A 12,504-nucleotide genomic window follows, 5' to 3' on the forward strand; every position below is an offset into this window, starting at 1 on the left:
CCGATTCTCTCGGCTTGAGCGTCAAGACCATCAGCACATTTGGCCTTCGAATTCTGGAGAAGCTCAACATGAACCAGAATGGCGAGGTTACGCGATGCGCTATCGAGTATGGGCTTATTGACCGACAGCCCTTCCATGCCCTGCGGAGATTCGCTTTCGCCACCCACTCCGGCTGTTCGCGCCGTGTAGGTGCCGTTTCAGGCTTCAGCCAGACACTGATGGCAATGCGCTACCTCGAAATCTCTCCCGTTGCCCAGGTAATCAGGTCATGGAACCCATCGCTCGGACGTGCCGGCAAGCCCCGCCCTCGCGTGCCATTGATTTCGGGCCGACAAGGTGAAACCTTCTGCCGTTGAGGACGTTTGATTTACTTCTGAAAGCGGCGCTGGCCTGACGCGGAGACCTGGCCGCGGAATCTCAGCTGCGGGCCCACATGAACATGTCAGGCGTACCTTGTTGACCTCGCAATGACCGCGCCCATCGTCATCAAGCCCAGGGCCATGATTAGCAGTCCCCACTGGGAGGCGGCTGGTATGGCGTCATTGGCCCGAATGCCGTGCGTGAGGGCGCAAACAGCGGAATCATCGCAGATCAGGTAATCAAGGGCGTCGATGTTGTCTTGCGAGTCTCCGAGTCCCAGCTCCGTGGCGGCAGCGAACAGCGCGGGGCCCGGATCGCCGAATTGCACGACAAAAACATCGGCAGCTCCCGCGCTGATGCTGACCCCGGGAATGGAAGTCAAGGATGGAGAATCGGCCGTCAGCGAGAAGAGCACCGTGTCATCGCCATCGAACAACCCGTTCCCGTTCGTATCAAATACGATAAGTGCGTCGACGTCATCGTCGGGAACCAGTCCCAGTTCGACAGCAGTGGCATAAAGGCCGGGTGGAGCGGGCGGCGTTATTGCACACGTTGTCTGCAGGCAGTCGTCCAACAAGGCGTGTGCCCCCGCGGCACAGCCTTCGACGGATCCTCCCTGGCTGCGGCAATCGCCGTAATAGCCGTTAGCCTGCTGAACGCAGCCAGCCTGGCAGGCTCCGTTTACTGGCTGCGGTGGATCCGACGGCTTCGTGGAGGAAGACCGATCCAGTCGTCGCCCCGGAGGCAGGAAGCGGAAGACATCAGCGCCGCTGGGGAAAGGCCGCCCCTGAAGGCCGGCGAGGGATGGCGATGCACGAGAGACCGTAAAGTAGAGTTCATCTCCTTCCCCGGCAACGACCGTGGCATCCACGTCATCCTGCGGTGCGCCAACAACCACCTCGTAGGCGCTGACGGGTGGGTCAGCGACAAAGTCCGTGCCTCCTTCGTCGAAGTTATTCCGCACGAGGACGCTGTTCCACGTGTCACTCTCGACGGGAAGCGTCAAGGAGTACAGGGCCGTGGACAGGAATTGGTCGCCGCCGGCGTGACCTCGTGCCGCCTGATCCTGGATGTTGTAGGGAATGCCCAGCGCGACCAGTTCCGCGTCGGGTGCCACCAATCCTGGAGAAGAGCGATCGACGCTGAACAGCAGGGAGAACCGGGCCGAGGGCACGTGGTCACTGTTGGCCAGTGAGAGTCCGTCGATCTCATCATCGGCGAGGCCAAGACCGAATTCCCATCCTTCCCGCATGACCTGGAGTGCTTCGTTATTGAGTCCAAGAAGCGCATCCGCATGAACCTGTCCGTCGGCCACCTTCGGCGAACTCGCATCGAATGAAAAAGCGGGAGAAGGTAATGGTTGGATCGGCGGATCCGCCACCGTTGATCCCGCGTGCCAGACACAAACACAAGCTATGAGCATCGCCCGTGTCGTTGACATTCGATTCCGGTTCATCAGTCTACCCACTTCCCCTTCCATTTCCGCTGAAAACTCTGCGCCAATCAGGGGTCACTCGGCAGTCCTATTCCAGAGGGCTTGCCGGAGCGGAACAGCAGGCCCTCTTCGGCCAACAGTTTTCGCCGGAGTGCCTTGCCGTGATAGGAGTAGCCCTGCTCCCCATCAAACGACCGATAGGCAGATTCGAGATGTTGCGCTGCGGCATCCATATCTCCGGCCTCGACTGCCCTCGCCGCTGCGTGAAAATGCGCCTCTCCCAACCTTCCTTTTTGAGCCACCGGGTCGTTTACCGCTTCCAAGAGTTGATCAAGACCGACCAGGTCGACGTCATACGCGTAAAGCGCCGCATTCCACGCCTTGACGTCCGGCTCGTCGGCAAGCTGGCCGCTCTCAAACGCCGCTGCGGATTCCCGAAGCAACGCCACTGCTTCGGCCCCATGCCCCAGGAATCGCAGCGTGAGCGCTTCCCAGAAGATGTCCTGTGCACTGCGGGATTGACCGGACTGATTATTCCATACCAGTGATAGGGCTCCTTCTTCGTCGCCCATTTCTGCGAGGAGCAGTCCGCGATAGAACAGGCTGTAGGCGTGATCCGAGGGATCAAACTCGACGCACTGCTCGAGGTCCTCCATTGCTTCCTCGAGGTGTCCTAACCACCAGTTCAAGCGCCACCGATAATGGTATCCCTCCCATTGCTTCAGCCGATGTTGGGCAAGCGATATTGCGCGAGTACGTGCTTCCAGTGCCGTCTCGAACATTCCCATGGTTTCAAGGCATTCCGCCTCCGCGGTCACCAGCCGCTCGTCTTCCGGAAAGGCACCCTGGCCGGCAAGCGCCCACTGAAGCGCTTCATTCAGCCGGGCATCGACATCCTCGTCCTGGGCCGTGTCTTTCTCAGCCAGGATCTCAGCGGAGAGTCGGTGCGCGATGGAAATGAGATAATAGGGGTACGAACCATAATGGCCATGCTCGATGAGCTGCCGCAGGCCGAAGTCCGCATCGTCGAACAAATCGGCGCTGCGATGAGAATACATCTGCTGATTGTACGCCCGGGCGAGGTGTAGTACGGCTTGTGGATAGAATTGATGCTCTTGTGCGCGGGCGATACTGGCTTGTCGATAGGAATCCGCAGCCACCTCCGGTCGATCGAAATGGGTGGCGAGCCCGCGGAAGAACCACGCGTCTGCACGATCGGCTCCGCCGATCGCCTCGGCCGAGGTGAACGCTTCCCTCGATGCCTCGCGATCTCCGCTGCGCCATAAGGCCCACGAGAGCATATACCGCGCGCGACGGTCGTCGGGATGGAGCGATACGATCCGTCGAAGCGCTGCCGCAGCCGATTCGTTTTCATTGCGACCCATCGCGGCCAGCGCCTGCGTGACATCGAGCGTGTAGGGATCAGCCTGCATTTTCTGTGCTCGGTCGATGTCTCCCGCGACGAGTTCGGGCATTCGATAATCTACGTAGGCGAGTCGATCATAGGCCGATTGGATCAGGCTGTCGGCTTCCGCCCGCCGAGATACCACGCCCGCCCGCATCCAGCCGGTTATGGCGCAAAGGGCTACGAAAACCGTCGCCATCGCCGTGATGCTCGCCGGTCTCCGTCGCACGAGCTTGATGCCGCGCTTTATCCATCCGGCGCGCTTGGCCAGAATCGGCCGGCCGGTGTCGAAACGCCGCAGGTCCTCGGCCAGTGCTGCTGCGGAGGAGTAACGGTGTGATGCGTCGTAGGCCATCGCCTTCAGGCAAATGGTCTCCAATTCTCGAGGAATCCGGGGATCGACCTTTCGTGGCGGAGGGGGAGAGCTCATACGAATGTCGTTGAGAATCTTGTCGCGCGACTCACCGTCAAAGGGGCGGTGGTGCGTGAGCAGTTCGTAGAGCGTGGCCCCCATCGCATAAATATCTGTGCGCTGGTCAACCTCGTCGGACCGTCCGAATGCCTGCTCCGGGGCGAGATACGCGGCGGTTCCCATGATCTCCCCGCAGGCGGTGGCATGGGGCTGGTCCGTAAGGTAGGCCAGGCCAAAATCCGTGAGACGGAGAACACCGTCGTTTCCCAGAAGCAGATTGTGGGGCTTGATGTCGCGATGGAAAACACCGGCCTCATGTGCGTGGGCAAGTCCGTCCGATGCGCCAGCCAACATTCTTGCGACACAACGGTAATCGTCGAGGAGGTTGGGGCAGTCGTGGATCGCTTCATCCAGAGACTTGCCCCGGACGAGCTCCATGGCGTAGAACAGATGTCCCTCGCATTCGCCCTGCGCGTACACCGGGACGATATTGGGATGGCGGAGTCGGGCCACCGCTTTGGCTTCGTTGCGAAACCGCCTGGCCGACGAACCGCTATCGCCGAGAGATGGTGGGAGCACCTTGAGCGCGACCTCCCGGCTCAGGGAGACCTGCCGCGCCCGATAAACAACGCCCATCCCACCCCGACCGATCTCTTCCTGAATCTCGAAATCGCCGAGGCGGCGTCCGCTGCACACCGTGCCGGAAAGGCGAAGCGGTCCCTCCTCCGATGCAACCCGGCTGGCCACGGACCCGATTTGTGGGGACAAGAAGTCAGGTGAATCGCCAAAAGCCCTGCGGAGATCACAAACGAGCTCGTCATCCGATAAGGTGGGGTCCCATTCGGTGCGGATGAGCGCGCTTCCACAGGACGGGCACGTCATTTTGCTGCGGTCGGGTTGCCCCTTGACAACGAGCGTGCACGAAGGACATGTGAGTCGCACCACCTCGACCTCCCGCCCCGGGGGGCCAGCAACCCGCCCGAAAGCTGGAAGACACGTCGACGTCTGATCTGACACGGTCCGCACGCAAGTTTCGGACCGGCGAGAACTACGTGTCCCTGTCCAAACGACATGGGGACAAACCGCAGAAATTAAATGCGCAAAGAATCACTTCAGTCCGGGACAACATCGGGATCGAGCTCCGCAATGTGCTCGCGTAGCCGGCGCAACACACGCGATTTTGCTTGGTACGCGCAATCCCGGCTGATCCCCAGTTGTTCCGCAACACGAGCCGCCGACTCACCAGCCAGAACCTGCAATCGAAATGCCTCGACCGTGGCCGGTTCAAACTCACTTGAGATCGAGCGCAAAGCCCAGCGGATCCGATGGAGGTACTGCTCCTGCTGCCAGACAACATCCTGCCAATCGTGTTCGCGGGCCAGTTCAACGAGCCTGTCCGGATCGAGCACGGTCACTCGGCGGGATTCCCTGCGAGCGGCCCGGCCGAGGGCGTGCACGACCGCGAGCCTCAGGTAGCCGCGAAAGCAGCCCTTGCGTTGTCCGTGCTGGAATTTGCCTATCGAGCGGAAGACGTACATGGTGACTTCCTGGGCCACGTCCTCCGCGGTTTCGTAGGTCGCACCCAGGCGGCGGGCGTACCGGATCAGAAGCTCTCCGTAGAACCGGTGAAACTGCACCCAGCTACGGGAATCGGCTCCCTCCCGCAGTCCTTGCAGAAAAGACAGGCGTGTCGTGCCACCCGTGCGCATACCGGAATTATTATCCGGAATTAACCAATGTCCGGCAAGCACAATCCCAGGGGCGTCGAGATTGCAGTAATCGTTTAGTTTCTCGCTCGCTCGTGATGTTGAACCAGGTGACGAGCGCTTTTTCGCCAAGTTGGTGTCAGGAATCGGACGGAAGTGTCCTTTTAGACCATGGAAGCGGCTGATTCGGATCAGTCGAACCGAACGAATCGGATTGACGGGCCGATTCGCTCAACAGTCGTGATCACTTGTCGCAGGGGACGATTCATGAAACTGATGAGACTGGTGCTCGTGATGACGTGCGTAGGCTTGTTCGCGGCCGCCGCGGGGGCGGCTCGCGACAGCAGCAAGACTGAGTTGCAAAGGATGGCCTCAGCCGACCGGCTGGTCCGGCAGGACGATGGTCCGGTAACTCCGGGAAATGACGCGGCCTCCGGTCCAAACGAGTGCCGTGACGCGTGCTTCGTGGAGGCAGACCAGATTCTGGCGGCATGCTTGGAGGCCGGGGGCGATCCTGTGGCGTGCCACGATGAAGCCGCGCTCTACCGTCAGACATGCCTCGATGCGTGCCAGGTGGAATGTCCCTGCTGCGAAGTCTGTCGTGAAGAGGCGGATCTGCTCTTCGATACCTGCATTGCGGACGGCGGTGAGCCGGAAGATTGTCGCGCTCAGCGCCTGGCAGCCCTGTGGGCATGCCTGGAGGATCAATGTGGTATTGCGCCGCCGGATGCGCCGTGTGCATTCCTGTGCCACGAACAGGCGGGATACGCGTTTCTGGACTGCATCGCTCAGGGTGGAACACCGGAGAACTGCAGCGAGCAGGCCGGTTCGCAACTCCAGGGTTGTCTGATGAATGAGTGCGGTCAGGTACCGCCCGAACCCCCCTGCGAGTACACCTGCCACCGGCAGGCTGAATCCGCCTACTTGGAGTGTCTCGACGCGGGCGGCACAGAACTGGATTGTGCGGACACCGCGCGGGCATTTCTCCAAACCTGTTTGATCGACGAATGCGGGCACGTGCCGCCGGAACCCAGCTGTGAGGCCCAGTGCCATCAGCAGGCCGAAGAGGCGTTCCAGGGTTGCCTCGAGGGTGGGGATACACCGCTGCAATGCCAGGAGGCCGCCCGGAACGCCTTCCAGGCCTGCATGCAGACGCAGTGTGGCGCGCCGTCACCGGGAACGCCTTGTGCGCAGGTTTGCCATCGTGACGCCGAACATCTGTTTCACGATTGCGTCCAGGATGGCGGGGCAATCGACGCGTGCGCAACGGTTGCGACGGATGCCCTGGAGGCCTGTCTGGCGGACTGCGGCGTGACGCTCCCGTGTGAGCTGACTTGCGCCCTGACGGCGGCGGACAACATTGCAGCATGCCTCGCCGCCGGCGGCGCGATGCCCGACTGTGTTGCGGCGGCACAGGCCGACATGCGGGCGTGCGTGGATGCCTGCCCGTAGGGTAACACAAGTTCATACGCCCTTGTATTTCCCTTTCCAAATCGGGAGGTTCGGCAGCGATGCCGGGCCTCCCGATCCTCCAATGACGTGCCTGAGGAGGGAGACTGTCGCGATGAATAAGACTCGATCGGCGCTGTACGCGGGTGCGTTGAGTCTCGCAGTATTCATGGCCGGAACCACTTCCTTGGCAGCCGGCCAGATATACTGGGCGCAATCCTACGAAGACCGAATATCCCGCTGCAGTACGGCAGGCGGAATGCCGGAGCCCGTGTTGCAATGGCCCCTGGTAATCGATGCCGTATCCGTCGCCGTCGACGGGCCCGGGCAGACGCTCTATTGGGCTCAGGCCTACGAGAACAGAATCCTCAAGGCGGATCTGGACGGTACCAACTCGCAGACCATTCTTCAGGGTCCGCCAGTGACCGACCCGGTTGCGCTGGCGTTTGATCCGGTCGGCCGTCACCTCTATTGGGCACAACATTACGGTTTCGCGATTTGGCGAACCGACGTCAATGGCCTCAACGCGGAACCAGTCCTCCAGTTTCCCGACCTTGCGGCGCCCCCGGTGGCGCTGGCCGTCGATGCTTTCCGCCGCAAAATCTATTGGGTCGAATTCACGGGCGTGGGCTCCTTTGATGAGCGAATTCGCCGTGCGGATTTGACCGGTGCGAATATTGAATCCCTACTTGCCTATCCGGAGGTTCGCAGCCCCGTCGCGTTGGCCGTCGATGAAGTCGGTGGACTGGTCTATTGGGCCGAGGATACGGGTGTCGGCGTGTACGACGATCGCCTGATGCGGATGGACGTCGAGGGACCATTTACGCCTGAAACCGTTCTCATCTATCCGCAGTTGCTGGATCCTGTGGCGTTGAGCGTTGATATGGTCACCGGTGCCGTCTATTGGCTTCAAAGCTCTGGATCGGGCTATTACAACGATGAATTGCGCCGTCTGACCGTCGCGAGCGGTGATATCGAGACGATGCTTTATTGGCCGCAATTGGACGGACCCATTGCGCTTGCCGTCACGAACGCCGCCGATACCGTTCCTGCCGCCTCCGGCTGGACGGTCCTCGGCTTGGGCTTGGCCGTCCTGACCGCGGGATCTCTGTGCGTGCGGCGCATCACTTGCCGTAAACCTGTCCGAATTGTCCATAGCCGAACCGATACCGCGGTCGGTTGAAAGGAGTGCCTGTCGGTGCGTCCATTTCTGAACTAAACACTGTGGCCGTGCCGGCGTTGTTCCTGCTCGTGCTGGCTGCTGATGTCGCGGGTACGCGGAATCTAGCGCTCCGTGGACTTATGCAGGGCGATGTGCTTTTCACGAAATCGGATTCGCGAGTTTCCACGGCCGTCGAAGAACTTGCTCACAGTGTTGTTCCCGGGTTGCCACACAGGCGGTCGCCGCCAGCTTTTCAATCAGCCTTCATCGGATCATCAGAACCTTCCGTCGTGTTCACCCCGGGCTAAAGTGTGATGCCAATCCTAAGAACGACGTTTCGACCGAGTCGCTTCGCCCGCGCATGACCATTTGTTCCTCCGCTATTCGATGGAATCTTCGCGCGTGGTTTTCATTACCCGGCGGGCGGACCAGCCGGCTTGGTTCCGAATTTGTGCAGCATTGCTGAACTGGCGAGCCAGGACATTTGGCGGCCGATATGATGCGCTTTCTTCGGCGCCGGCCGAAACCTGAATCGAACAAACCGGCTGCAACGAAAGTCGTCAACATTCTGCTGACGTGGGGGAAAGGTCATGGACACCATCTCAGATTCAATTTTCGCGCGGATCATTCGAGCCCAATTGCTCTGCACTTGGCATCCCGGACACGCGGTTGCGTTGCCGGTGCTGTCGATCGTGTTGGCGATGTCAGGCGCGGCGTCCGCCGCAGACTGCTTTGTTGAGCTGTCACCGCTCGATGCGCTGGAGCAGTGGGTTGCATGTGAGACGGTCCCGAATGGCGGTTCAGTCGATGCCGCCTGCTCGCAGTTCGACTACGACGCCGACCTCGATGTCGACTTGGCAGACCTTGCCACGTTCGAGCTTCTGTTCAGCTCCACAATGGACCAATGCGGACAGAGGCCGGCTCCGTTCGTCTGTCTCCACGACGCGTCATATAATGCCGCGACCAACACACTGGTTGCCCACGGAATCTACAGCGCGCTGACACCAAACCCGGTAATTGCCATCGCGGATGGCATAACGGGCACCGTCGTTGCTTCCGCGCCGCAAAATCAGGCTGGCGGGCAATTCTCATTTGAGATTCAAGGGATCAGCGGAATCCCGTGCCGGGTGCGTGCATCGATGTCGGGAGCATGCTCCATACGCAGTGTCACGGGCGTTCCTTCGAGCTGCAGCTCGACGCCCGGCGGAACTGAGCCGCCGTTCTGCTCCATACTTTCGCCCGATCAGGATGTCGATGTTACCCTGGGGCAGCTCGTCGTTTTTGCAGGCGCGGCGTTCGACCCGAATGGTGGACCGCTGGCGTATGAATGGGACTTTGGCGGCGGGGCGGACATTCGGCCGCTTGTGGCGGACCCTGGACCCATCTCCTTCGATTGGAACAACGGCAGCTTTCTTGTCAGGTTCGTGGTGACGGACGATTCGGGCTTGCGGTGCGTGAGTTCCGTTACAGTCAACGTCGGAGTGGTCCCGAGCGAGTTGCCACCCATGGTGGCCCAGCAGCCCGCCCCGGGCACGCCCGGCGCCGGCGGATCGGTGCACACCGTTCTGCCGTTCAACGACCTCGGAATGCATTGTGCAGATCTCGCATCTGACCCGCTCAGTATTCTCCCGCCATTCAATACGGTAAATGCTCACGTCATTCGCAGAGGGTCAACGGGGTTGCTGGCGCCGGTTATCCTTGACGACACGGGAGTGGAACTCCGATATTCTGCGGCAACAAATCCGAACGACCCGGTTGGACCCGATTCGATCAACTCGACAAGCCAGAACTATCCCGTCGGCGCCTCGCTGAAGGATGCCGTGATCCGCAAGACGGACTTCTGGGACGAATTCGACAACTCGGGGGCGACGATTGCAGCGACCCTCTTTCCCGGCCTGAATCCTCTGCCCGATGAGGGGCTCCAGACTGTCGACAATCCTGACCACGGCCGGTACATGCCCGGCATCGATCAGCCGTACCATGACAACGTACCGCAGCTCTTCGGCGATTTCCTCCCGGGCAAGGGGTGGTTTACCGCGCAAGGCATCCCCATGACCGGCGTCGACGACCGGGGGAGGCCCAACTCTTATCCACTGATGCGCGTGCAGGCAGTCGACACGTCAACGTCGGAGGTGCTCGCCACGACGGACGTGGTTGTTCCGGTGTCCTCGGAGGTGGACTGCCGGGATTGTCATACCTTGGGGGGCGTGGGCGCCGATCCGAGTGCCCGTGTTGCCGGCCCCGCCTTTGTTGCGTCGGCAAGCCCCGACCGCATCGACGTGGAACGCGCCGCGAAGCTGAACGCGCTCTTGCTGCACGACTTCAAACACGGTACCACATTCATCAATAACAATGAGCCCGTGCTCTGCGCATCGTGTCACCGATCCAACGCGCTGGCGATCGTCGGAGGCCCGGCGGGTGATCCCCAAGTCCCGAACATGTCGAACGTCGCCCATGGTTTCCACGGCCGGTTGCAGGTGGCGACCGACGGATCTCTCCTCCGTGACGTTGCCGGGGAGCCCTTGCTTGTCGATCCACTGGCGCCACCCTCCGATGATCAGTTGCTGATTTCGGCCGATCCGACTGCGCCGATGGAAGACAACTGTTTCAAATGCCATCCCGGCAAGATCACGCAGTGTTTCCGTGGGGCCATGTTTACAGCGGGTCAGACGTGCGCCTCCTGTCATGGAGGTATGATGGCCGTCGGTGGGGTTTACGCGTTGTCCGACGGGCAGGCACGTGAACCGTGGGCCGACGAGCCCAGGTGCGGTTCGTGCCACACCGGCAGTGGAGACCAGCCGGTACTCACCCTCGCATATTCTTCCGGTGATCCCGCTGCGGAACCGCTGCCGGTTATCGATGACCGTTTTGCGGAAATGCCCGGCGTTCTGTATCGGGAGAGTCTCGACGCACATGCCGGCGTGGCCTGCGAAGCGTGTCACGGCAGCCCGCACGCCATTTGGCCCAATCGGGATCCCGACGCGAATGACAACATACCGGCCATGGAGCTTCAGGGCCATGTGGGCCCGATTCGAGAGTGCACGGTGTGCCACAATGCCGGGAGTTTCCCCAATGGCACATTGTCGGGACCGCACGGTATGCACCCGGTCAACGACCCGCAGTGGATCCACGGCTCCAGCGGTAGTTGGCACAGGCACTACTATGAGAACGGTGGCGGTGTCGACCGATGTGCGCCTTGCCATGGGGCAGACCATCTGGGATCGCGTCTGGCGCGCGTGCCTGTGGACCGTGTGTTGCGAAACACGGAAGGGCAGGTGCTGACAACACTCAAGGCCGGCGAAATTGTCTCCTGTAACCTGTGTCACAGCCTGCAAGATAGCTTCGGGGATTGAAGAACGAACCAAGTTCGGAGCGAGTGGAAAACCCAGGGACCGCGTGTAACCGAATGCGGGGCTCTTTTTTCACTAACCGGCGTTGACACGCAACGACTTCTCCGGACCTCGCGGAAGCGCTCTTGCGATCACGGCGATTCGAACTGGAGTAATCCTCGCCCTGGTCCCTGGACTTTGGCGCGGATGCCGCAAAAAAACACGTCCAGGGGTCACCTCGCATTCCGGTGAAGTCCGCCGGTTGCCGGTGCGGGTGAGTGTCCGCGAAAAGTATCGCGAGATCATTGCCCGAACGCTTAAGGCACTGGGACGGGCAGGCCTTTCGTCGGGCGTTGGGAACCACCTTCACGGCACCAGGAACACCGTTCGTACACCCGTTGCCTGTGGGCGAAGCCCGGTTAATATCTCCGGACGCGCGGTATCTGAGATTCTCTTGCGGCGCGAATGACCGGCATATATGTAACTTGTTTTTTGACAGTGCTTTAAGCTCGTGCCGGAGTGGCGGAATTGGCAGACGCGCGGGATTCAAAATCTGGACTATAGGCGATTTTGCCTCAAAAACGCCGATTTGAACCCAAAAAACGCCAAGATTCACGCGTTATTGCGTAAGTATTGCGTAAGGAGCATTTCACCCGATATCCGGTTTCGCGGACTTCAGCGCAGCCGGGGGTGGCCCGCACGACCAGTTCGACCGGTACTCCAGCCTGCCCCCCCTCTGATCGGGCGCTCCACTGCTTGCCTCGTGCGAGTGACTGGTCGGGGTGTGGGCCTTGAGTACTCGGCAGCGATTGCCCCAGCCCTTGGGCTCATGAGGAAGGGCTCCATCGTATTGCTGCCGGGGCTGTCGCCGGCCGAGGAGTTTTCGACCCTGGTACATAAGCTAGCCCAAGAGATCCTGCACGTCGATCGCAAGGACTCAAGCTGGGTGCGGGAGACCGAGGCTGAGACGGTGGCCTTCGTGGTCTGCGAGGCGTCGGCCGGCTACATCCAGCTGCACCAGGGGAACAAGGCGCCCCTCCTGGCCAGCTTTGTGCGGATCCGGGCTGCGGCCTGGGAGGTCATCGAGGGCCTGGAGTTTGGCGAGCCGGAGGCGGCCGGTCGGGTAGCCCTGCGGGTCTGGGACGGCGGGATGGCGATGGCGGCGTAGGAGGGAGGAGCCGGAGGGTCGACCGGACGGGACTTGGGCGCTCGTCGCAACGTCCAGGTTGGGGAATCGGTTTTCTAA

7 protein-coding genes are annotated in these 12,504 nt (G+C 61.0%); 4 read left to right on the forward strand and 3 right to left on the reverse strand.

Features of this window, described 5'->3' with window-relative positions; translation table 11 throughout:
- Positions 1-442 precede the first annotated feature (442 nt).
- The 3 genes from J5J06_14800 to J5J06_14810 form a co-directional block, all read right to left on the reverse strand.
- Positions 443-1,801 carry a hypothetical protein gene (locus tag J5J06_14800; GenBank protein MCO6438360.1) on the reverse strand — a complete coding sequence of 453 codons (1,359 nt, stop codon included), beginning with the start codon at positions 1,799-1,801 and terminating at the stop codon, positions 443-445.
- Between the two features lie 62 nt (positions 1,802-1,863).
- Positions 1,864-4,359: a protein kinase gene (locus J5J06_14805; protein MCO6438361.1), complete on the reverse strand. Its 2,496-nt coding sequence runs from the start codon at positions 4,357-4,359 to the stop codon at positions 1,864-1,866.
- 365 nt (positions 4,360-4,724) lie between these two features.
- Entirely contained in the window at positions 4,725-5,321 is a 597-nt protein-coding gene (locus tag J5J06_14810; GenBank protein MCO6438362.1) for a sigma-70 family RNA polymerase sigma factor, read from the reverse strand.
- Between the two features lie 264 nt (positions 5,322-5,585).
- On the opposite strand from J5J06_14810, the gene J5J06_14815 reads away from it, so the two are divergent.
- From J5J06_14815 to J5J06_14830, 4 genes are all read left to right on the forward strand, one after another.
- Positions 5,586-6,770 (forward strand): hypothetical protein, encoded by a 1,185-nt coding sequence (locus tag J5J06_14815; protein ID MCO6438363.1) that lies wholly within the window; start codon positions 5,586-5,588, stop codon positions 6,768-6,770.
- A 112-nt stretch (positions 6,771-6,882) separates the two neighbouring features.
- Positions 6,883-7,950, forward strand: coding sequence for a hypothetical protein (locus tag J5J06_14820; GenBank protein MCO6438364.1), 1,068 nt, complete (start codon positions 6,883-6,885; stop codon positions 7,948-7,950).
- Positions 7,951-8,519: 569 nt separating this feature from the next.
- A complete protein-coding gene (locus J5J06_14825; protein MCO6438365.1) occupies positions 8,520-11,282 on the forward strand; it encodes a hypothetical protein in 2,763 nt (920 codons plus the stop codon).
- Between the two features lie 760 nt (positions 11,283-12,042).
- Positions 12,043-12,426: a hypothetical protein gene (locus tag J5J06_14830; GenBank protein MCO6438366.1), complete on the forward strand. Its 384-nt coding sequence runs from the start codon at positions 12,043-12,045 to the stop codon at positions 12,424-12,426.
- Positions 12,427-12,504 lie beyond the last annotated feature (78 nt).

The organism is Phycisphaerae bacterium (genome assembly GCA_024102815.1).
Lineage (GTDB): Bacteria > Planctomycetota > Phycisphaerae > UBA1845 > UBA1845 > JAGFJJ01.

Excerpts from the sequence above, each read along its gene's own strand:
- J5J06_14800 (MCO6438360.1), bottom strand. The coding sequence starts at position 1,801 with ATGTCAACGACACGGGCGATGCTCATAGCTTGTGTTTGTGTCTGGCAC.
- J5J06_14810 (MCO6438362.1), bottom strand. The coding sequence starts at position 5,321 with ATGCGCACGGGTGGCACGACACGCCTGTCTTTTCTGCAAGGACTGCGG.
- J5J06_14815 (MCO6438363.1), top strand. The coding sequence starts at position 5,586 with ATGAAACTGATGAGACTGGTGCTCGTGATGACGTGCGTAGGCTTGTTC.
- J5J06_14820 (MCO6438364.1), top strand. The coding sequence starts at position 6,883 with ATGAATAAGACTCGATCGGCGCTGTACGCGGGTGCGTTGAGTCTCGCA.
- J5J06_14825 (MCO6438365.1), top strand. The coding sequence starts at position 8,520 with ATGGACACCATCTCAGATTCAATTTTCGCGCGGATCATTCGAGCCCAA.